The organism is Flammeovirga kamogawensis (genome assembly GCF_018736065.1).
Taxonomy (GTDB): domain Bacteria; phylum Bacteroidota; class Bacteroidia; order Cytophagales; family Flammeovirgaceae; genus Flammeovirga; species Flammeovirga kamogawensis.
Window position 1 is genome coordinate 634,701 of record NZ_CP076128.1, and the last position, 21,883, is coordinate 656,583.

The window sequence follows — 21,883 nt, forward strand, 5'->3', positions numbered from 1 at the left end:
GTGCTGATTATCTAAACAAAAATAAATAGTCAGATAGTATGTGAAAATATATAGATCATTTTTAAGATTTATAAACTTTCCTCTTCTGCTTTATTGTCTTTACTAGGAGTAAGGTCAGTAGAAGACCAATTGATTAAATCGCCACATAGTGCAGATAAACCACCAACAAAACCACCAATTAATGCACTAACTATACCTACAAAATCATTTGATGGCAAATGGAACATAACAGAAATACGACTACTTAATTCTGAACCAGTGTATAATTGAATTAGAGCAGCATATGTACCCCAAAGAAGTGCAATACTTATAAACCCCGTTAAAAAACTGTTTAAAAATTTATTTGTATCTCTAAATGCTCCAAAAACAAAACATGGAACTACAATAATCCACCATGGAAACATTACCTGAAGTAAACTTGCAGTAATGAGTATTGCTGTTCCGTTTACAATAAAATTCTTATTCATTTAATTTTTGTATTTTTTCTACTTTCAATAATGAAGCAGGAGGATTATCATAATTTTTAAAATCATCAGTAGTATAGAAGTGTACTTTAAATAGTTTTCCTTCTTCAAAGTAAGGAACCATATTGTCGTAATATGGACTGCCAGGGTTGCCAGATTGTCCACCAGGAATTGCTTGGTAACAAACAGGACCATCTTTAGTCATTTCAACTAGCATTCTATAACTTGGTCCATGTTTTTCTTTCATGGCATTTATGATTCCTTTGTAACCACCAGTTTTCAATTTATTTATTTCAAAACCAGGTAGCCTACCTAAATGGACAATTTTAGTATGTTTATAATTTGACCAATTTAAGGCTATATCAGCATTTTCTTCCTTCCATTTGTCCACTTTCTTAATTGACAAAACAAAGCTTTCATTAATTAAGTCATCTATAGATTCTGATTTTGAAGTTTCTAATTCATCAAAGAAAGAAAAGTTTGGATTGTTCTTTAATAAGTAGAATGTATTTGCTCTTGATGGAATTGCATAAGATTTTGTTGGGTGCTCGTGAAATTCATCCCAAACTAATTGCATGATCGTTTTTGCCCATTCTTCAAAATATATAGAATGTATTTCATCAGGGGAGTATTGATAGTCCCAATTTCTTAAGAGGTTAAATACACTTTGTTCTTCATCATTCAGTGTTGTAAGATCAATGTGATTTAATAAAAATTGTAAGTTTTCTTCTGCAAATAGACTGTAATTATCATTCATCATATTACCCAACTCGTTTACAGTTAGGTCTTTAGCACTATCTAGCAAATCATGAATTCTTCTATTTCTATAATACTCATAATATTGTCCATAAGTGTAATAGGGGTAGTTTATCCCAGCAGGGTGCTCATTTGCAGAACTTACATAGCCAATTTTAGGGTCAACAATAGAGATGTTGTGTTCTTGTGGTATATAATTTTGCCATTTTGTATCCGAACGTGTACCATCAAGAACAAATTTCCCTTGTTCCTTCCATCTATTTGGAAAGCGTGCTTGAATATTCATTGCGATAGTATTTGTATTAGATATGAATGCAAAATTTAATGCAGGTCCAAAAAAGTATTTTAGAGCATTATTAAATTCAGTGTAATCTTTGGCTTTATTGATTTTGTAGATAGCTTTTAATTCTTTAGATGGGTCGTGACCACTCCATCTTAATGCGTAACCTTGTTTCTGATTAGTTTTTCCAAATGATTTATCATAAACAACAGGTCCCCATTTAGTGTACCTCACAGTGTCCATTACAGGATCTTTTTCGCGTACTTTAATTTCTTCTATTCTTAACTCGGCTTTATCCCAGTAATTATCTATTAGGTAATGAGTTTGACTTTTATCTTGAAATAAAATTTTATACCAATCCCTATCATCTCTTCTTGCACTAGTTACACCCCATGCAATATTTTGATTAGCTCCCGTAATAATACATGGAACTCCAGGGATTGACATGCCAAGTGTATTAGATTCTTGGGAAGTTAATTGTATTGAAAACCAGATAGATGGTAGTGATAGTGTTAAATGAGGGTCATTACAAAGTATTGAATTGCCAGTTTTTGTTTTAAGACCACTAATAGCCCAATTATTACTTCCATTATCAGGGTCTTCTTTTTCTATAGCGTGCTTTCTTAGACCGGATAACATCTTGTAACCAGTAGGTGCTTTAACTTTTAATGGTATTATATTCGACCAAATTGAATCGTTATGAGCAATAGTCTCCTGAAAAGGTAAAATTTCTGGGAATAGTAAATCAAAATTCTTTTTACCAAGAAGTTGTAATGAATTTGAATTTTCAAAATCATTATCCGGACCGCTTAAACTATATTGGATATATTTAAATACCAAACCAACTTTTAAAGGAGTCCAATGTTCGGGTTTATAGTTAAAAAATTTGTACTCAACAGGATAGTCGGAGTAATTTAATTCATCAATATATGCATTTACACCAGCACAATAAGCATTAATCAAAGAGATCATTTTCTTATCGTTCTTTATAGTTTCTACAAATTGTTCTGCACCATATTGAAGACCTTGTCTTCTCATTCCTTTATCAAAATCAACTAATTTATCACCTAGAATTTCAGATAAACGGCCAGAAGCAACTTTAGAAATAAAATCCATTTGCCAAAGTCTATGCCTTGCAGTTATATATCCCTGTAAAAGATATAAGTCATGATCATTTTCTGCATAAACGTGAGGAACAAGAACTGAATCATAAAATACTGTACCATCAGAAATCATTGTAGGTAAAGTAAGTTTTTCAGGTAATTTTTCATCGCGAACCTCATTTTGCCAAAAGCCTTGGAAAGGATCTAAAAATCTACCTAATGGAGGTAAACTCTTAATATTTGAATCTAGAGCAACAATACAAAAAAATGTAAAAGCTGAAATAATACCTGCTATAGAGGATCTCATGAACTGTATTTGTTATTTTAAATTTAGTCTTACAAAAATACATATTTTAGTTGTTACTAATACTAAAATCATTAATTACTTTAGATAACTGATTAGGTTTTTCGATAATGTATTCAGGCTTACTTTTATTTAATATTTTAGCCGAGTTATATCCCCATGTTACCGCAACAATTGGAACATTACTTTTTTTGCAAGCTTCAATGTCTCGAACTTCATCACCAATGTATAAAAGCTGATTAGTAGTTGCTCCTTTTATTTTATTTAATAGTGTATGTTTCTTAAACAAAGCACTTGATTTATAAATATGTGCAACAAAAGGAGTCATATTATTATTCTCCAGAAAATGTTGTATTGTTTCGCGATTATTACTACTTAATATTTCAATTCTGTAACCTTTATTATGCAAAAAAATAATTTCACTTTTTATCTGGTTAAAGAGTTCAATTTTATGCATGTTTTTAACCATTTTTCTTTTTACATGAAAAACGAAAAGTGGGAGTTTCCACCATTTTAAATCAATTAATTTAATAATATCTTTTGCTCCCTTTTCCTTTAAGTCTTCTAAAGTAAATGCATTAATTTTTAGGTTATAAAGAGGAGCTAATTCTTCTATAATTGACTTTACAACTTGTATTGAGTCGACAATAGTACCGTCAAAATCAAAAAGTAAAGTGATATTTTTTTTCATTATGATAAATCTTATTTAATTATTTTAATCAAATATGTAAGTTCGTGTTATGAATTTGAAAGTAATTGATCTAAAAGTAAAGATTCTACTCTTATGGGTTGCCATTATTCCATTGTTTATTCTCAATGTAAGTGTTGGGTCAACCCAAATTTCAATTTCTGATATATTTAGTGCATTGTTTCATTCAGAAATAATAGACGAAGGTGTATATAATATTCTTTGGTTAATTAGAATTCCCAAAGCAATAGTTTCAATTTTGGCAGGAATAGGTTTAGCAGTTAGTGGATTATTAATGCAAGCATTATTTAGAAATCCTATGGCAGGACCTTCTGTTCTGGGTATAAACTCTGGAGCTTCTCTTGGAGTGGCACTAATTTCACTTTCCTCAGGAATAGGATTAGGCGTTAATTCAATATCTTATTTACAAAATTTAGGTGCTTGGTTAACTGTAATAGCATCTTCTGCTGGAGCTGGTTTAGTTATGTTCTTAATATTAATTGTTGCTCATAAAGTAAAAGATAATGTAGCACTATTAATTGTTGGTATAATGGTAGGCGCATTGGCATCATCTTTAGTAGGAATAGCTCAATACTTTAGTCACCCAGATCAATTACAAGAGTATATTTTATGGACATTTGGAAGCCTAGGTGGTATTGTTTACGATCAAATTTTGATTTTATCAATTTTGACTTTCCTGGGAATATTGGTCAGTATTTATCTTTGTAAATCAATGAATTTGATGCTTTTAGGTGAACAATATGCTAAAAGTATGGGATTGTCAGTGTCAAAATTTAGGCTTTTGACAATATTTTCTGCGAGTATTTTAGCAGGTAGTATTACAGGCTTTTGTGGTCCAATAGGTTTTGTTGGGATCGCAGCACCCCATATTGCTAGAGTTATTTCTAAAACATCAGATCACTTTAAATTATTACCGCTAAGTGCGGTAGTTGGTGCTGGAGGATTATTAATTTGTGACATTATATCACATATAAACAGTTCTGGTGTTGTTTTGCCAATCAATTCTATCACTTCTTTAATTGGAGCTCCAATTGTGATATTAGCCATGTTAAAAGGACGAAAATAATGGGAAATGATATTGTTCTTAAAAGTACAAGCTTAAAGACAGGTTATTACAATAAAAATAAAGTAAAAACTGTAATTGGTGATTTTAAGAATTTAACCTTAGAAAAAGGAGATTTTATTGCTCTTTTAGGACCGAATGGTGTTGGTAAATCTACATTACTAAAAACATTATCTGGAGAACTTTTGCCTATTAGTGGTAGCATAATAATAGATAATAGAAATATTTTAGATTATTCTAATATTGAAAAATCTAAAGTGTTAAGTTTCGTTTTTTCAAATGTTCAAATTGTAGGAAACTTATCTGTTAAAGAAACAGTAATGATGGGGCGTTATCCCTACGTGAATTGGTGGGGTAAGTTATCTCCAAAAGATGATGCGTTAGTTATTCAAGCACTTGAAGATGTGGGAGCTATACATCTTATTGAAAGAAAAATAACTCAGTTAAGTGACGGGGAACGACAGAAAGTAATGATTGCACGAGCAATAGCTCAAGATACCCCATTAATATTGCTTGATGAACCAACGGCACATTTAGATTTAATTAATAGAATTGAAATATTTCAATTATTGAAAAGGATAGCACGCAAACATCAAAAGTCAATACTATTATCAACTCATGAAGTAGAGATGTCCTTACAAATAGCTGATAAAATGTGGATACTTGAAAATGGTAAGTGTACTATAGGTACACCAGATGCAATTATTTCTGAAGGTGAAATTGAACGGGTATTTAGTAATAAGAACATTGGTTTTGATACTAATCAAGGTACTTTTAATTATTGTGCAGACAAAACGTTATTCTCTTATAATATTTCAATTGATTCTAACGTTGAAATAACTGAAGAAACAAGATTAAGAATCTCTTGGGTTGAGAAAAAATTCTTATCTGAGGGATGTGTTAGATCGGATACACCAGACTTTATTATTCATCTTATTTTAGATAACAATAGTAAAAATTTGGTATGGGATATTTCTTATTTAAACACAAATAAGAGGTGTGAAATGGATGGTCTTGATCTTTTTAAGACGATTCTTAAACTATATACACGATAAGTTGTGATATTTGGATTTTATCGTGTATTTTTCTGATAGATAAACTCTAAACTTTTTAATCATTTACTATTCTAATGATCAGTAAAAGAAATTTTTTTAATAAACTACTTGCATTATCCTTACTTCTTATCTCATTTGGACTACATGCTCAAGATAATGTAAAAGGTGTGGTGGTTGATGAAGATCAGCAACCAATATCTTTAGCCGATGTGTATATAGATGGCATAAAGAAGACTACAACAAACTATGACGGTGAGTTTATAGTTGAAAATGTTAAAGTTTCAAGTTTACGTAATCTTAATGTAATTAAAAGAGGTTACAAGATGCAAACTTGGGCTAAGGATGGTAAAAACTCTATTAAGGTATTACTTTCTTATGCTCCAGTATTTATAAATGGTACTGCTTTAAAAGGAGGGAAGCCAATAAGAAATACCTACATTAAAATAAGTGGACAAAAGTTTCAGGCTTCTAAAACAAACTCTAAAGGTAAGTTTCAGTTAAAAGTTGATAGAAACTTTAAAGTAAAAGCAAGTACTGTATTTCTTGTAGATGGTGACCCTGTAAAGTCACAATATTATAACTACAATAAGTCTGCAAATGTTGTTGTTATTAATATGCCTGGCCCAGTTACTTCTGTAAAAGAGGTTGTTGCCAAACAAACTACAGAAACAACAAAAACGAATTCAACAAACCAAAAGAAAATTTCTCAACCGAGTCAAGTTGTAATAGACGAAGATGAGATAACAATAGACCCAATACTGGTTGTTGTTGTTTATGATGATGATATTTCACCAGCTGATAGTCTAGATGTAACTATCAATGAAAAACACTTCTTGACTGATGTTAATGGAGAATTTGAAGTATATGCTGATTCAATAGACGCAAATAATTTTGTAATTGATGATTATAAAATCATTAAAACAAAATATGATTATCAAGATAATTACATGTTTGTGTATATCAGTAATGGCGATGACGATCAAAGAAATAAAGGTGCAAATATTGAATACACAGAAAATTTCCAAACCGTATTTAATACTTTGGAGGCTGAAAAGCAGATTTTACAAGAGACGGGTGTTTCTTTAAGAAAAGAGATTCAGAAAATTTCTGAGAAACTAGATAAAGACGCAAATGCTAAAAATAAAAAAGCGTTGGAGTCTTATTTAGAAAGGTTGACCACTTCTTTAATTGAAAATGAACTTGCTTACGAAGATGCTCAATACAAGACAAATCAAATGATGTCTCGTATGAGAACTCAAATTGATCAGCAAGAAACAGCAATTGAACAAATTGAAGAAGAAAAAGAAGAGGTTGAAACAGAAAGAATGTTGTATTTTATTATTGCAACAATCTCATTGTTTTTAATTTTCATCTTCTATAAAAACTCTCAAAAATTAAAAGAACAAAGAGATGACCTTCAGGAAATTACAGAGCGTTTAGAACAAGCAAAAGACGATGTAGTCAAATCGCATGAAGAAATGCTATCTGTAAAAGATATTGGTCAGAAATTTACTGCTACTTTGGATTTTGAAACGCATATGTTGGATTTACAAGAAAGCGTTTCCGAATTACTTCCTGCAGATACATTTGGAATAGGAGTATATAATACTTTAGAAAGAAGATTAGAATTTAGAAATCAAATTTCTGATTCTGGGTTAGATACTTATTTCTCTGAATCAATTGATAATGCTTATAGCTTAGCTGCATGGTGTTTTAATAATGAAGTTGAGTTAATAATTAATGATTACGACTCGGAGAATACTTTATATATACCTCAAACAAAAGAGAAATCATTATCCGTAAATAAATCATTGATTTATATGCCATTAATGGTAGAAGCTAAAGTAGTTGGTATTATTACAATGCAGACTAAAGAGGTAAATAAATATAAGGATGTAAATATTTCTATTTTGAAATCGTTAGCTTCTTATGCATCTATTGCGGTATCAAATTACATTGCATATAAGGAATTAAAAGAGAAAAATAAGAGTATTACGGATAGTATGCGCTATGCAAAAACAATTCAAAATGCTATTCTTCCTTCTAATTCATTACTTAAAGATAATTTTGAGGATTATTTCTTATTGTACCGTTCTAAAGAGATTGTTTCAGGAGACTTTTATTGGTTTAAAAGAACAGAAATCAACGGTGTTGTTAAGAAATTTGTAGCAGTTGTAGATTGTACAGGACATGGTGTTCCGGGTGCATTCATGTCTATGATTGGTAATGCTTTGTTAAACGATATAGTTAATGTTAAAGGAGTTTCTGACACTGTAGATATTCTTAATGCATTAAACGAGGGTGTTAAAGAGTCACTTCAACAAGAGAATTCTTTAAACGATGATGGAATGGATATCGCATTAATTTGTATTGAAGATGGAGCAAATGAAAATGAAAAATTAATTCAATTTTCAGGAGCAAAACGTCCTTTATACATCTTTAGAAACGAAACATCTACCCTTGAAGTTGTTTCAGGTGCATCTAAATCAGTTGGTTACACAAACCGTAAGAAGAAAGAATTCAATTCTCGAGATATTAAATTGTTTAAGGGTGATATTGTCTACTTATGTAGCGATGGTTACGTTGATCAGAATAATCAGAACCGAGAAAAAATAGGTACTTTAAGATTGAAAGCATTGTTAGAACAGAATGCGATTTCTACAATGGATCAGCAAAAAGAAGTCTTAGAGGCAGAATTAGAGCAACATCAAATTGGTGGTGTTGAACAACGAGATGATATTACAATAATTGGATTGAAAGTCTAATATTGTTGTTTTATATAAATTAAATAGGCTATCTCATTAAGTATGGGATAGCCTATTTTTTATATGGTTAGTTTCTTTGTAACTCTAATAAATAATTCTTAATTCTTCTCTTTTTTATAAGGGCCAGATTTTAAAATTCTATCTTTCTTATCAAATACCCAGTCAAGAGGAGCGACTTTCCAATTAAACCTTCTGACAATATTAAAACGATACTGTCCCATCCAATAGAGGCTCATATTTTTCTCACTTGTGGTAATATTATAGGATTCTAAAACAAAGGATCCTCCGACATAAGTTTTTTCTGAATTATAGCCAAGAGCAACTTTTGAGTTGATTTTGATACCACCTTTCCATGCAGTCTCATTAACTTTACCTTTTTGTGTTTCATAATACGAGTGACCAAACGTAGCACCATAACCAAGAGCAGCAGCTGCCGTTATAAAAAAACGTTTAAAAAGGATTAATGATTGAGCATAACCAGCAGTAATACCCATACTTCCGTACCATCCTTCTACAATATTTGATGAAAGTAAATATTCATTTCGAATATATTCTGGTATCAGAGAAGAGTCTGCTTTAATTCTTACAAAATTAATGTAAGGACCATAAATCAAAGAACCAGCAGTTTTCTTCTGCACTTCTGTTTGAGCAAATGCAGCTCTAAAAGAGAATTTTTCGTGATTATGAATTTTTAATACAGAAACACCAACAGTGTGAATTTTCATATCTCCTCTTAACTCTATTGGTTCGGTGTTATTTGGAGGATTATCTCTATTAAGTTCACTAATGTAAAACCCTTTATAGAATTGTAAGCCTAAATCAAAAGCATATTTCCTACCATAAACATAAGACCTCATATCAAGCTTTTGCGTCTCTCCAAATTTGTCATTATCGTTATTAATTGCAGGTAAATTAAGGCCAATATTGATACCTAAACCTTTATAGTTGAATCCAAATCCAACATTTAAATTGCCATTTGGTGTATATGTAAGGTTTTCATTACCTTGTTCATCTGCATTTACAATTAGTTCATTGAATTTATAAACAGTATATAGTCTTAAATGCAGTTGTTCATTGTAAGAAATATAATATGTTGTATCATGATCTGTTGGGTGATTATCATAGAATTCCTGAGCCAATGATGAATTAGAACTACCCAAAAACAAAAGGAAACTAGAAATTAGGGCGAAAACGAATATATTCTTCAATAGAATTTGGAGTCATGATGAAAAGAAGATCTTTTAAATTGTATACAAATTTAAATCAATCAGCTTTGACCTCAAAATGAAAGAGATGTTATATTTAACAAATTTTTAAAAATCATTACTTAAATCCAGGTGTTCTATCCATTATCCAATCAAAAGGACTAATTTTCCAATCAAACCTGCGGACAATATTAAACCTAAATTGTCCCATCATGTATAGTTTTAAGTAATCATCAGGGGTGTTTATGTTATAACTTTCTAAAACTATAGAAAGCCCAACGTATGTTTTATCATTATTATAACCAATAGCACTACGAGCGTTAACTTTAATCCCTCCACCAATAGTTACTTCTGTTGTATTGCCTTCAATATTTTCCATTGTAGAATTACCAATTGCCAAACCATAACCAAAAGCTGCAGATCCTGTTATGAAAAATTGTTTGAAAAGAACAATTGAAAAAGCATATCCACCGGAAAAACCAGTACTTGTGTACCATCCATCTTTAACATTTGATATTAATCCATGTTCTCCATCTTGGATAAGTGCAGAATCAGCTGAAAAATGAAGTACATTTAAATAAGGGCCGTAAATAGGTGAACCTGCAGTTTTTTTCTGAACTTCTGTCTGTGAAAAAGCGGCTCTAAAAGAGAATTTTTCATAATTATGAATTTTGAAAGCAGTAAAGCCAATTGTATTAACTTGCATGTCGCCTCTAATTTCTTGAGGTGGGGTAGTATCTGGAAATGGAGGGATGTTTTTTATTGTGTTTTTTAGATAAAAACCTTGATAAAACTGTAAGCCGAAATCAATAGCATATTTACGTCCATACATATAAGAACGCATGTCTAGTTTCGTGGTTTTACCATAAATATCATCGTCGTTATTAATTGCGGGTAGATTAAGGCCGATATTAATTCCTAATCCTCTATAAGTAAAACCAAAGCCAACATTTAAATTCCCATTAGGAGAATAAATTATATTATTGGAGCGGTCATTCTTATCTTGGATTAAGAGGTCGTTAAATTTATAGACATTATAAAGACGAATATGTAAATCATCATTATAAGAGGTGTAATAAGTAGAATCATAATCTAATTTGGCTTTTTGATCCTGACCAAAACAAGTAGGGTGATTTAAATTAGGAAGTATAATAAATATAAAGATATGCCAAACTAAAGCTTTAAACTTAATCAAAATCCAACCCAAGTTTTTGCCTTAATGTTTTTAATGCAGGGTACTTTTCTTGTAGATAATTAAATTTATCTTGAGCAGAATACATTTTTTTAGGTTCATTAGAATTTTCTAGCTGAACTATACGAGTAGAGATCTCGATTGTTTCATTTTTTAAATCAGTACGTAATTGTCTAAGTAAATCTGAACGGACAATTGCTAAATGGTCATTTTGGATAGAGTTAGTAATATCTACAATTACGTTTAATTGGGAATCTAAAGAAATGGTAGCTTCATTTAAAAGAATGCTAGCAAATTTACTTTTCCCATTAGAACTGTAGTTATCAGCAAAAGATTTCCATACTTTTTGAGCAGATTCTAAAGTGAAAGATTGACCAATGGATTTTGAAACTTTCTTTTTTGAGGAACCTCCAAAATTATTAGGAGGAGGTGGAGGCATATTTGCAGCAGGAGTATTTTGATGTTGATTTGCTGCAAGAATATTTGATTTAGTCTCATTTGCCTTAATATCTTTAGCCTTTCTAGAGAGTCCACTTTTGAGTTGTTCTAGATTGCCCGATATTTTAGTTGTAGGCTGTATTTGGATTTTATTTGCTTCTGCTTGTAGTTCTTCTAAAACAGAAATAGGAGACGATGTATTATCTTTTGAAGTTTTACTCTCTTGCTTAGGAGAGCTTTTTGTTTCTAAAGATTTCTGTTTAGCCTTTAGTTCAGCTAATCTTTTTTTTTTATTTCTATTTGAGCAAGACGAATTGCTTTGTTGATATGCGACATTTTCATTAATGTCAACTCAACATGCAATCTTTGATTTTTACTCTCTTTATATCTTAAATCACACTCACTACCTAAATTTAAGGCAGTCATAATAAAAGATTGTGGTACTTCTTTCGCTTGCTGATTATATCGTTGTTTTACAGTGTCAGAAACATCTAGTAAATCTAATGTAACTGCATCTTTACAAACCAAGATATTTCTGAAATGCTCCGAAAGGCCAATTATGAAATTATGACCATCAAAACCTTTTCTTAAAATTTCATCAAAAAGAAGTAATGCTTGAGATGCATTACCTTTATTAATAAAGTCGGTAAGCTTAAAGTAATAATCGTAATCAAGAATATGTAGATTATCAACAGTTGTTTGATAATCAATTGATTTGTTATTAGAAAATGTACCAATCATATCAAACATAGATAAAGCATCACGCATACCTCCGTCTGCCTTTTGAGCAATTAGATGCAAAGCATCATCATCTGTTTGAATTCCTTCTTGCTCAGCAATATCTTTCAATTGCTTAACAATATCTTTTACCGTGATTCTATTAAAATCAAAGATTTGACATCGAGAAAGAATTGTAGGTAAGATTTTATGTTTTTCTGTAGTTGCTAAAATAAAAATAGCATAAGCAGGTGGTTCTTCTAATGTTTTTAAGAAAGCATTAAAAGCTGCAGTAGAAAGCATGTGTACCTCATCAATAATATAAACTTTCTTTTTGCCTGGTTGAGGGGCATAACGTACTTGTTCAATAAGGTTACGAATATCTTCTACGGAGTTATTAGAAGCAGCATCAAGTTCAACAATGTTTAAAGAAGCATTATTGTTAAAACTTGTACAAGAATTACAAGAATTACATGGGTTTCCGTCTTCTGTAGGAGTGTCGCAGTTAATGGTTTTTGCCAAAATACGAGCGTTTGTTGTTTTACCAACACCTCTTGGTCCACAAAATAAAAAAGCCTGTGCTAAATGATTACTCATTACAGCATTCTTTAATGTATTTGTGATATGTTCTTGACCAACAACGGATTGGAATGTATTCGGACGGTATTTACGTGCCGAAACAACAAAATTCTCCATAAACTCTATTTACAGTTTGATATAATCTACAACAAAGTTAAAAAATCTTAGCACGTTTGAAATGATTAGAGCATATTTCTTTTCAAATGAAGTATAATAATTCTATGAAAATTCTATAAATCAATGTGTTAAGTGCAATATTAATGGTATTATTTTAATAAGATTTATAATTATATAAAATTTACTAATTTTTTTTCGTAAATTTGAAACATGACGAAGGAGTTCTTTTCACTAGAATTAAACTAGTCATATCAAAACAGACATCTGATATCGAATATATATACTAAGCTAAATCAAGCTTCCGACTAAAGAAATTTGAAATTAGACTACACTGATCAAACTAATAAGATTAATAATCTAATTACAAATACAAACTTTCAACTAATCATAAAGATCGATGCTTTTAAGTATCGATCTTTTTTTATCTCCAATTTTCAGTTAACTTAAATTCTATAATTCCTTTTTGAATACTTAATCAGTAGATAAATTTTGAGTAAATCGACCATCTTATTACCTCTAATAGGTTTTGAAAGCAAAAATATTCTATCAATAGAAGGGCAGTTATTGACGTTTAAAACTGGGCTTTTAGATCTTTCTAGAAAAGCAGAAGGATTTAGAAGACATGTATCAAGGCTGTGGAAGTTATATAACCATAATCATAGTGATGAGAAAGTAATTTATGCAAATATTGATAATCAAACTTTTCCAATTGCATTAGATTCAAAAGGATATTTTAGAGTAGAGTATAAGTTAACAAGAGATTTTACTGATAAAGAATTAAATAAAAAACTTCGATTTTATCACGACAAGAAGTTAAAAGATGAAATAAAGCTGCCAGATATTTCAAAGAATGGCATTGTAAACGTATCTCCAGATGCTAAGTTTATGGTAATTTCTGATGTTGATGACACAATCTTAATTACACATGCTACTTCATTCTTAAAAAGAATACCTCAAACAATAGTAAAACATGCTTTTAAAAGAAAAGAGGTAAAATTGATGAGTAAATTTTACCATGAGATGTACACTCAAGGTGCGAGGTTTTTTTATGTGTCAAATAGTGAGATGAACCTTTTTTGGGTGATTAAACATTTTATTGAGACAAGAAAATTTCCTAAAGGACCAATTTATTTACGTTACCATAAAAATTGGAAAGACTTTTTACCAACAAATTCAGATCAAGGAATTGGTTTAGGAAAATCGCAACACAAGATAGATAGAATATCTTACCTAATTGATAAGTTTGACACTAAGCAGTTCTTATTAATAGGGGATAGTGGGCAAAGAGATCCTTATACCTATCAAGCAATCGCTGAAAAATACCCAGATAATATCTGTGGTATAATGATCAGAGATGTATCTAAAGGCAAAAGAGATGATGCAATGAAAGTTGTTAAGGAATCACTTAAAGAAATTAAAGTTCCTTTTCATGTTTTTCATGATCCAAAAGAAGCAATTAGAATTGAAAGAAGAATCTATCAAGCATTTTTTAAAAGACAATCGGAACAAGTTAAAACACTATAGACACAATAAACGAATCAAATTGTATTGACTTACTTTGAAAACTTCTAAAATTGCTATTCAACTCTTTGATCTTAATTCCTGTAATTTCATTGTTTAAGAACTGCGTTTCGATTTGCGATTTAAATTCAATATTTAGTTTCCCAAAAGCTTTATAAACAGCTTCTTTAAGTGTCCAAATAATTGTAGAATTTGTTGGGTTGTCGTTTTTATTATGAGCAAAATTCAATTCATTTTCATTGGCAAACCGAGGTAAAAGCTTTAAGACTTTTGGTTGTATACCTTCAATATCTATACCTATATCATCTACCTCTAAATTAATAAAAGCTGCAGCTATATTTTTAGAATGCGAAATAGAAATAGGATAGGGTTGGTTTATTAAAAATGGTTTTCCATTTTCCTTTTTTCTGATGCCATGATATACAATATCTAATTCATTAAGAAGATAATTTAGGGCAACTCTACCACCAATACTTTGTTTACGTACTTTCTCATTGCTTATATGTTTAAAGTTATCTTTTGTTTCTTTAGAAAGCATATATAACTCGTCTTCATCCTCAGTAATTTCCCAAAGGCACCAAACTAATGTATCCGTATAGTATTCAATTTTTAATAAAGGCATAAACAAAGATAGTAATTTCAAGTTTACAGCTATCAAGGCGTTTTTATAAAAGTTAGTTGGTATATTTCGAAAAATTTTGAGGTGCAAGTTTAAAATTAGTATTGGTAGATCATCAAAATTATTAAAACTTAAAATTATGCAAAGACTAGAAGTAGAGAAAATTTCCAATTTTGGAGGTCATACTGAAGGTTTATATAGTGTGGTTCACTTTAACGATAACGGTAAATTTTATACTGCAGGAGCAGATGGTTTTGTAGTAGAATGGAATATTGCACAAGCAGATCAAGGTAGGTTAGTTGCTAAAGTGCCAAATACCGTTTATGCTCTTTGTCCATTAATTGAAGAAAATCAATTAGTTGTTGGGCAAAATACGGATGGAATTCATTTACTTGATTTAACGTCAGGTAAAGAAATAAAATCTTTAAAATTAACAGACCAAGCTGTCTTTTCTATAAAAAGATTTAAAAATGAGCTATTTATTGGTACCGGCGATGGATGGTTAATTGTTGTGGCAATAGACCAATGGGCAGTTACTAAAAAAGTAAAAGTGTCTGAGAAATCTGTAAGGTCTGTTGCTATTGACCCTAAAAAAGAAATTGTATGGACGGGAAGTAGCGATCATTTAATTAAAGGTTATGCAATTGATACCCTTTCTGAAGTAAGAGAACTTCTAGGGCATGAAAACTCTGTGTTTGCTTTAACTGTAACACCTGATGCACAATTTTTAGTTAGTGGCGGGAGAGATGCTCATATGAGAATTTGGAACCTTGATGGTTTTATAGAAACTCAAAAAGATATTGTAGCTCATATGTATACAATTAATGATATTGTATTTAGAGCAGATGGGAAGTATTTTGTGACATGTAGTAAAGACAAATCAATAAAAGTATGGAGAACCGAAGATTTTAGATTATTAAAAGTAATTGATAAAGCAAGACATGCCGGACATGGAACTTCTATTAATAGGTTAGCATGGATTGGTGAAGATATTATTATATCTGTATCTGATGATCATTCAGCTGCAGCATGGAAAGTTGCAGGTCTTTAAGTATAATAATTATAGATTAAACGGGCTTAAATTTTCAATAAATTTAAGCCCGTTTTGTTTTTTAGAAATCTAAATTCATTTTAATACCCGCTCTCAACCATCTGCCAGGTTGTTGAATATTACCAATATCATAATATTGGACGTCAAAGATATTGCTTCCTTCTCCGTAGAAATACAAGTTTTTCCAAGTGTAGCTTATTCTTAGATCAACTGTGGTAAAAGGATCATAACTGACTTCTTGTCCATTTCCATTGGGATCATATGCTGTAAAAGAACCATTTCTATCTTGATAAACTACTTGCCAATCAGCTTTTAGATTTTTTAAAAATAAACCATGTGATATTCCTAAAGTAGCTTTATGTTTCAAATAATCAAGTACATAATTAGATATATACTCACTAGAACCTTTATCAGCAGTTAAGTATAAATAAGAGAACCGAATATTTTTTAAGAAAACCTCTTTATGGAGCATTTGTGTCAGATCAAAGCCAGCATTTAGTGTAACGCCAGTAGTGGTTAACTCTGTTAAATTTTGAGCTTGCCATAAACTATCAGGATGTTCTTTTACCCAATCAATAATATCAGTTCCCCAACGCCTAAAAACAGATGCACTACCTGAAATACCATTTTTATCGTATTTAGCACCTAATTCTAGTGTAACGGCTCTTTCTTCTTTAAGTGAGTCATTTCCTACATTTGTTGGTCCATCATAATATAAATCTGTATACGTAGGAATACGCATTGCAGTATTTACAGTGGTAAATAGTCTCCAAGAGTTAGATAATGCATAAGAAACATCAGCACCAGGAAATATATCAAAACCTTTTCCATTTTCTTCTAACTGCGTATTGTAATTAAACATTAAACCTACAGAGGCCGTAAATTTGCCAAGAATAACGTTGTGTTCTAAGAATAAACTGTAATTATATCTTTCTTTTCCATTTGTGTAAGCTGTATTTTCTACACCTTCAATTGCAACGGGATTATCTAGTGGAGTTCCCAATACATTACTAATTATTCCTTCATATCTAGCATCTAACCCAATAGCAGTTTTACCAAATTTTGATGGTATAACGGCATTTACATTTGCTCCAGCAGCATCCATTCTATGGTAATTATGATTCTGATACCATGACGCAGGGTTTTCTCTAAATAACTCGAACCTATCGTAAGTTCTATTCCAATATATCATTGGTGTAATTTTAATCTTACCATTATTAGTAAAACGTAAAGAACCATGGTATAACTGATTTCTTTCATATTGATTAGGGTAAGCAGGCGTATAAAAAGAATTAGCACCAAACCCTTTATCAGAATATCCTGCTGTAAGATCAAATGTGCCACCTTTCACATCATAGCTACCATGATAATAAGCTGTGACATCTTCAAAATCTGTATTATCTGTATATCCATCACTTTTTTTATAAGATGTAGTGATAAGATGTCTTGTTTTCTCTGAAGCCAAATTGACTCTACCTGTATACTTCTGTAGATTATAATCACCATACATGGCGTGTGCGTAAATATTATTTTGATCCAATGGTTTAGTTTGAACGTTTACAGCTCCTGTAAATGCATTTGCACCAAATACCCTAGACGCAGGTCCTTCTAAAACCTCTACACCATAAGCTGCTTCCATATCAACAGGCAGGAATAGATTAAGATGTCCTGTTTGTGGGTTATTCATATTAACACCGTTCAACATCACTAATGATTGATCAAAAGAACCACCTCTGATGTTTAAGTCACCTTGAACACCTAAAGGGCCTCGAGATCTCATATCAACACCAGCAACATAACCTAATACTTGATCTAAGCTTTGTACTGGCATTTCCTGAAGCTTTTCGCTATCAATATAAGTAACAATTCTAGCTTGTTCTGAGTAGAGTTGAGGTACACGACCCGAATTAACAGAGATTTCTTCTAAATAATATTCTGTAATTTTTGATGTATCAGTTTCTATTTTTGTTTGTCCGAAAATAGAGTACGTGAGTAAGAAGAGTACAATTGTAAAGAAATGTCTCTTTCGAAGTAGATTATTTTTCATAATAAAGATAAGGCATAGGTTTACAATGTCGATATTTTTCGACGCTTGTAAAACATAAAAAATGGAGGTGAGAATTTGAAAAAAAGAGTTGAGAGAAGTAGGTTCTAAGTAGCTGATTATAACAATGGAAATTTGCTAGAAACGTACTTAAGGCTTCTTCATCTATATTTTTTGTACTTGTTGCTATTTCTTGAGGTTCAATGAGGAGACTAATCTCATCAAATTCATCTTCGTTTACTACGTTAAATTTAGTTTTAAAAGATAAAACCTCTTGAACAGGTATACTAAAATGTAAGTCAATATCAAGCATACAGATTTTGATCTCTTTACTAAGAGAATTAAATACCGAATAGGCTTTTCTCGACCACCTTTTAAAGAAAAACATTTTGTTCAAATTTGATTATAGTTCAAAGTAAGCGTTTCTATTTATAAATATTAGAAATTGCCTGTTAGCTAATAACAAAAATTAACAACTTGTTTTGAAAATAAAAAAAAGCAGACCAATAACTGATCTGCTTCTTTTGGTACTTATTTCCTTAGTGATTTACTTGTAATACTTTTTTAAACAATTAGATACAAAGTTCTTAATGGAAATTCTAGCACCCGGAATATATTGTATAGTTTCTTTACCTTCTATAAAACTAGTTTGCACAGTTTGTAATTCAATACTTTTAAATTCTACTCCATCGTTGTGTTGCATTAGGTTCTGAATTTCAGATACCAAACAGTTGATATCGCCCAACTGAGGTTTTTCAATAAACATTTCTTGGTTCATTGAAAGGTGACCTAATGTCTGTGCTTCTTCTATTCCAGAATTAGCAATTAATCCCGCAATATGTTGAGTAGCTGTTGCTTTTAATTGAGCAAAAGAGTTTGAAATAAGCGCAGTTTGTGACTGAGCTTGAACTTGCATTCCTAAAAGGGTAAATAACGAAATTAATATTAGGCGTCTCATGATGTAGGTTTGTAAATAGATTTTTGTTTTCTAGTTTCAATACTTCAAAAATAATAAATTAGTATGTTAAATTTACATTGAGTTCTAACTTATTTATATTCTTTTACTTTAATTTAAACAATTAGGTAATCAAGGTCATTAAATAGTTTAAATATAAATTAATTTCAAAAATGATAGTAGTCACAGGTGGTTCAAAAGGTATTGGTAGAGCAATAATTAATAAGTTTGCAGGTATTGGTAAAAACGTAGTTGTTTGTGCTAGAAAATTAGCAGATTTAGAAAGTTTAAAGTGCGAAGTAGAGGAAGTTTACAATGTAACTGTTCATATTTTTCAGGCAGATGTTTCAAATAAAGAAGAATGCCTAAGTTTTATTAATTATGTGAATGGTTTAGATGAAGATATTGAGATACTTGTAAATAATGCAGGTGTTTTTGTTCCTGGTTCAATTCATAATGAAGATGAGGGAGCTTTTGAAATGATGATGCAGACAAATATGTATTCTACTTACTACATAACTAGAGGTCTGATAAACAAAATGATTGAAAAGAAAGAAGGATATATATTTAATATCGCTTCTGTAGCTTCTTTTGTTGCATATGCAAATGGCGGGTCTTATGCTATTTCTAAGCATGCTATGTTAGGCTTCTCGAGGTCTCTAAGAGAAGAAATGAAGCCTTATAACGTAAAAGTTACTTCTGTAATGCCAGGCGCTACTTATACAAATAGCTGGGCAGGGGTAGACCTTCCTGAAGAAAGATTCATTAAATCTCAAGATATTGCAGATTTAGTATTCTCTGCATATAACTTATCAAATAGTGCTGTGGTTGAAGATATAATTGTAAGACCACAATTAGGAGATATTTAATAAAAAGAATTATGAGTTTAGCAAACTAGCTAAACTCATAATTTTGTTATCTATTTAATCCCAAATGGAGTTTCACATTCAACAATAAAATGCATTCCTAAAGGAGCAATTCTTATTTCTTCTTCTGATTCATCAACCTCAATAAGCCTTTTCATATAAAGGTTTTCAATTATTATTTCTATATCAATTCCAGAACAATTAAGTACTTCTAAAGCCCATTGTTCTACCGCTTTGAGTTTTATCCAAACTCTGGACGTTTCATATTCAATAAAGGAGTGCTTTTTTAAGTGATGTAATAATTCAACTTCTTCAAGCGATGCATCACGTAGTATTTTAACTAATGTAAGATGTTGTTTGCAAGGGTTTTGATAGGTGACAGCATTGGCTAGTAAAATAGCCCACCTTTGCTGTTGCTTTTTTAGGCTTTCTAAAGCACTATCAGTAATAAAAGCATGAATTGTTTTTAAAGGTACTTTTCTAACGGAAATATTATTCTCTACCAAGAACTTTCTTGCCATTGTAATTATGGTATGAGAATTTATTTGTTGCCAATTATCAAATGATTTTGCGTTGGAATTACGCTCTGCAACATGTTCAAGAAATTTATAGTTGTCGGCTATACTCATATTTAACCTAATGCTTATTTGTCTTCTGACATCAATTCATGCCAATCTTCTTCTTTGCGACAAATATAATCACTGATTTTTAATATGGCCATTTCAGGCGTACATAATCCAAAAGGCGACACCCATCTATTCTGATTATATCTAAAAGTTAACGGGTGGAAAAAAAACTTTTGTTTGTCATCATCCCAAAAAGGCATAATCATCCATTCAGAACCATTTTTTTTACATGATAACCATTTAGAATTGGGGTATCTAGAAGCATTCCCCATTTCTTCAATAGTTTCAAACTCTATATTAGAATTATTAATTACGTCTTTTAATTCTTGTATTGTATGATTCAGACGAGTTTCTACAAGTTGAACCTGACCAAAATATGCATTTATAAAATTAGCTATTTCTATAGGGTCATTACTTTTTAATAGATCAGCCATTCCATTTTTCAATTTAAAAAGATGAGGCTTAACCAAATACTGATCTTCATCAGGTAAATAGATTACCGTCATTTGATGAAATTGTCCAATTGGATAGGATATATATATAGGTGCTTCTACAGCTTGCGTATAATCAAACATATTATGCCATAAGCTTCCAAAGAAATTTTCTTCTTCTTTTACATAGCCAACTACTACAGCTGTTTTATTAATTTCTTTAACACCTTGTTGTAACTTATGTAAGGTAATTGATCTTTTTGTACTCTTTAAGTCTATTGAATCCCAAAATTTCCATTTGCCTTGCCAATCAAAATATTCAACATTTGGTAATCTTAATTTATAATCAAAGCAAGAGGGTTGATCTAAAGTATAGCCTGGGTAGTAGTAATTCATGCCATTAGATTGAGCCCATTTCATTTCAATAAGCATTGATATAAAACCTAAGCCATCACTTTTAAACTGCTCATCATAAATAGCCATTAAACTTGAAATAGCATTTTCTCCTACATCAAAATAAGAGACTGCTGCCAGTTGATTATCATACCAAAAACTTATTTGCCAAGTACTATATGGAAGCGTGTCAAGATCTTGGTCAGATTCTACCCCAAAGTACTCAATAAGTACTTTATCATCTTCATTAAAGCGTTTTTTTCTGTATTCAGTAAATAACTTTTTATGAGCTTTTGTTATTTTGAGAGGGCAAATTTCAACGATGAACTTCTTTTCAGTCTGGTTAATTTTTTTTCGTTGAGATTTGGTAAACATATTCGGAGTAAGCGCACAACGAAGAGGGAGAACGCCTTGCATTTTCTCTTCAAAAAACATCATTTCATATGATGCCATATTTTGGGCATGTCTAAAATATCCCTTAGCTAAAAGCTCATCAATTTTTTGTGGTGCTAAATTTTCATCATTCGGAGAAATTACACCAAAAGCTAAATCATAATACATTGTAAGAATTAAACTGAAAAAACACAGAAAATGTTCCCAATTAAAAAAAGTAATAAAAAAGGTGATCGT

The 21,883-nt window shown here is 30.9% G+C and carries 19 protein-coding genes; 6 read left to right on the forward strand and 13 right to left on the reverse strand.

From position 1 onward, the window contains the following. Positions 1-68: 68 nt before the first annotated feature. Genes KM029_RS02505 through KM029_RS02515 form a run of 3 tightly spaced genes read right to left on the reverse strand, consistent with a single transcriptional unit; the run spans position 69 to position 3,598 of the window. Complete coding sequence (locus KM029_RS02505) at positions 69-467, reverse strand: hypothetical protein (RefSeq protein WP_144075213.1); 399 nt, start codon at positions 465-467, stop codon at positions 69-71. After that, positions 460-2,910: a penicillin acylase family protein gene (locus tag KM029_RS02510; RefSeq protein WP_144075214.1), complete on the reverse strand. Its 2,451-nt coding sequence runs from the start codon at positions 2,908-2,910 to the stop codon at positions 460-462. The genes KM029_RS02505 and KM029_RS02510 overlap by 8 nt, the downstream gene beginning before the upstream one ends. Positions 2,911-2,956: 46 nt before the next feature. Then, positions 2,957-3,598, reverse strand: a complete 642-nt coding sequence (locus KM029_RS02515) for an HAD hydrolase-like protein (protein WP_144075215.1) — start codon at positions 3,596-3,598, stop codon at positions 2,957-2,959. A 49-nt stretch (positions 3,599-3,647) separates the two neighbouring features. Between KM029_RS02515 and KM029_RS02520 the strand changes: the two genes are divergently transcribed. The 3 genes from KM029_RS02520 (at position 3,648) to KM029_RS02530 (ending at position 8,499) form a co-directional block, all read left to right on the forward strand. Continuing rightward, entirely contained in the window at positions 3,648-4,682 is a 1,035-nt protein-coding gene (locus KM029_RS02520) for a FecCD family ABC transporter permease (RefSeq protein ID WP_144075216.1), read from the forward strand. Continuing rightward, positions 4,682-5,734, forward strand: a complete 1,053-nt coding sequence (locus KM029_RS02525) for an ABC transporter ATP-binding protein (protein WP_144075217.1) — start codon at positions 4,682-4,684, stop codon at positions 5,732-5,734. The genes KM029_RS02520 and KM029_RS02525 overlap by 1 nt, the downstream gene beginning before the upstream one ends. A 74-nt stretch (positions 5,735-5,808) precedes the next feature. Next, entirely contained in the window at positions 5,809-8,499 is a 2,691-nt protein-coding gene (locus KM029_RS02530; RefSeq protein ID WP_144075218.1) for a SpoIIE family protein phosphatase, read from the forward strand. Positions 8,500-8,597: 98 nt separating this feature from the next. On the opposite strand, the gene KM029_RS02535 is transcribed toward KM029_RS02530, so the two are convergent. From KM029_RS02535 to KM029_RS02550, 4 genes are all read right to left on the reverse strand, one after another. Next, positions 8,598-9,707, reverse strand: coding sequence for a DUF4421 family protein (locus KM029_RS02535; protein ID WP_184679475.1), 1,110 nt, complete (start codon positions 9,705-9,707; stop codon positions 8,598-8,600). A gap of 115 nt (positions 9,708-9,822) precedes the next feature. Continuing rightward, positions 9,823-10,899 (reverse strand): DUF4421 domain-containing protein, encoded by a 1,077-nt coding sequence (locus KM029_RS02540; RefSeq protein ID WP_158631138.1) that lies wholly within the window; start codon positions 10,897-10,899, stop codon positions 9,823-9,825. Further along, entirely contained in the window at positions 10,892-11,335 is a 444-nt protein-coding gene (locus KM029_RS02545; RefSeq protein ID WP_144075221.1) for a hypothetical protein, read from the reverse strand. Before KM029_RS02545 ends, KM029_RS02540 begins: the two co-directional genes overlap by 8 nt. Before the next feature lie 275 nt (positions 11,336-11,610). Next, a complete protein-coding gene (locus KM029_RS02550; RefSeq protein WP_144075222.1) occupies positions 11,611-12,747 on the reverse strand; it encodes a DNA polymerase III subunit gamma/tau in 1,137 nt (378 codons plus the stop codon). Between the two features lie 489 nt (positions 12,748-13,236). Here KM029_RS02550 and KM029_RS02555 point away from each other — a divergent pair, with 489 nt between their 5' ends. Beyond that, positions 13,237-14,271 (forward strand): phosphatase domain-containing protein, encoded by a 1,035-nt coding sequence (locus KM029_RS02555; RefSeq protein ID WP_144075223.1) that lies wholly within the window; start codon positions 13,237-13,239, stop codon positions 14,269-14,271. Here the strand turns inward: KM029_RS02555 and KM029_RS02560 are convergent. After that, complete coding sequence (locus tag KM029_RS02560; protein WP_144075224.1) at positions 14,258-14,890, reverse strand: 4'-phosphopantetheinyl transferase family protein; 633 nt, start codon at positions 14,888-14,890, stop codon at positions 14,258-14,260. The genes KM029_RS02555 and KM029_RS02560 overlap by 14 nt on opposite strands. Before the next feature lie 136 nt (positions 14,891-15,026). Here KM029_RS02560 and KM029_RS02565 point away from each other — a divergent pair, with 136 nt between their 5' ends. Beyond that, on the forward strand, positions 15,027-15,938 hold the full coding sequence (locus tag KM029_RS02565; protein ID WP_144075225.1) for a WD40 repeat domain-containing protein: 912 nt from the start codon (positions 15,027-15,029) through the stop codon (positions 15,936-15,938). A gap of 61 nt (positions 15,939-15,999) precedes the next feature. Here KM029_RS02565 and KM029_RS02570 read toward each other — a convergent pair whose 3' ends face one another. From KM029_RS02570 to KM029_RS02580, 3 genes are all read right to left on the reverse strand, one after another. Next, the gene (locus KM029_RS02570; protein WP_144075226.1) at positions 16,000-17,985 is read right to left on the reverse strand and encodes a TonB-dependent receptor plug domain-containing protein; all 1,986 of its coding nucleotides are present in this window, start codon (positions 17,983-17,985) and stop codon (positions 16,000-16,002) included. Further along, a complete protein-coding gene (locus KM029_RS02575) occupies positions 17,975-18,370 on the reverse strand; it encodes a hypothetical protein (RefSeq protein ID WP_144075227.1) in 396 nt (131 codons plus the stop codon). The genes KM029_RS02570 and KM029_RS02575 overlap by 11 nt, the downstream gene beginning before the upstream one ends. A 159-nt stretch (positions 18,371-18,529) precedes the next feature. Continuing rightward, entirely contained in the window at positions 18,530-18,940 is a 411-nt protein-coding gene (locus tag KM029_RS02580) for a hypothetical protein (RefSeq protein ID WP_144075228.1), read from the reverse strand. 170 nt (positions 18,941-19,110) lie between these two features. On the opposite strand from KM029_RS02580, the gene KM029_RS02585 reads away from it, so the two are divergent. Then, the gene (locus tag KM029_RS02585; RefSeq protein WP_221465154.1) at positions 19,111-19,806 is read left to right on the forward strand and encodes an SDR family oxidoreductase; all 696 of its coding nucleotides are present in this window, start codon (positions 19,111-19,113) and stop codon (positions 19,804-19,806) included. Between the two features lie 50 nt (positions 19,807-19,856). On the opposite strand, the gene KM029_RS02590 is transcribed toward KM029_RS02585, so the two are convergent. Both KM029_RS02590 and KM029_RS02595 read right to left on the reverse strand, forming a co-directional pair. After that, the gene (locus KM029_RS02590; protein WP_144075230.1) at positions 19,857-20,432 is read right to left on the reverse strand and encodes a hypothetical protein; all 576 of its coding nucleotides are present in this window, start codon (positions 20,430-20,432) and stop codon (positions 19,857-19,859) included. Between the two features lie 14 nt (positions 20,433-20,446). Continuing rightward, positions 20,447-21,814, reverse strand: coding sequence for a GNAT family protein (locus KM029_RS02595; RefSeq protein WP_144075231.1), 1,368 nt, complete (start codon positions 21,812-21,814; stop codon positions 20,447-20,449). Between the last annotated feature and the right edge of the window lie 69 nt (positions 21,815-21,883).

Coding starts and splice junctions, on each gene's coding strand:
- KM029_RS02505 (WP_144075213.1), bottom strand. CDS start 467: ATGAATAAGAATTTTATTGTAAACGGAACAGCAATACTCATTACTGCA.
- KM029_RS02510 (WP_144075214.1), bottom strand. CDS start 2,910: ATGAGATCCTCTATAGCAGGTATTATTTCAGCTTTTACATTTTTTTGT.
- KM029_RS02515 (WP_144075215.1), bottom strand. CDS start 3,598: ATGAAAAAAAATATCACTTTACTTTTTGATTTTGACGGTACTATTGTC.
- KM029_RS02520 (WP_144075216.1), top strand. CDS start 3,648: ATGAATTTGAAAGTAATTGATCTAAAAGTAAAGATTCTACTCTTATGG.
- KM029_RS02525 (WP_144075217.1), top strand. CDS start 4,682: ATGGGAAATGATATTGTTCTTAAAAGTACAAGCTTAAAGACAGGTTAT.
- KM029_RS02530 (WP_144075218.1), top strand. CDS start 5,809: ATGATCAGTAAAAGAAATTTTTTTAATAAACTACTTGCATTATCCTTA.
- KM029_RS02545 (WP_144075221.1), bottom strand. CDS start 11,335: ATGCCTCCACCTCCTCCTAATAATTTTGGAGGTTCCTCAAAAAAGAAA.
- KM029_RS02550 (WP_144075222.1), bottom strand. CDS start 12,747: ATGGAGAATTTTGTTGTTTCGGCACGTAAATACCGTCCGAATACATTC.
- KM029_RS02560 (WP_144075224.1), bottom strand. CDS start 14,890: ATGCCTTTATTAAAAATTGAATACTATACGGATACATTAGTTTGGTGC.
- KM029_RS02565 (WP_144075225.1), top strand. CDS start 15,027: ATGCAAAGACTAGAAGTAGAGAAAATTTCCAATTTTGGAGGTCATACT.
- KM029_RS02570 (WP_144075226.1), bottom strand. CDS start 17,985: ATGAAAAATAATCTACTTCGAAAGAGACATTTCTTTACAATTGTACTC.
- KM029_RS02575 (WP_144075227.1), bottom strand. CDS start 18,370: ATGTTTTTCTTTAAAAGGTGGTCGAGAAAAGCCTATTCGGTATTTAAT.
- KM029_RS02580 (WP_144075228.1), bottom strand. CDS start 18,940: ATGAGACGCCTAATATTAATTTCGTTATTTACCCTTTTAGGAATGCAA.
- KM029_RS02585 (WP_221465154.1), top strand. CDS start 19,111: ATGATAGTAGTCACAGGTGGTTCAAAAGGTATTGGTAGAGCAATAATT.
- KM029_RS02590 (WP_144075230.1), bottom strand. CDS start 20,432: ATGAGTATAGCCGACAACTATAAATTTCTTGAACATGTTGCAGAGCGT.
- KM029_RS02595 (WP_144075231.1), bottom strand. CDS start 21,814: ATGTATTATGATTTAGCTTTTGGTGTAATTTCTCCGAATGATGAAAAT.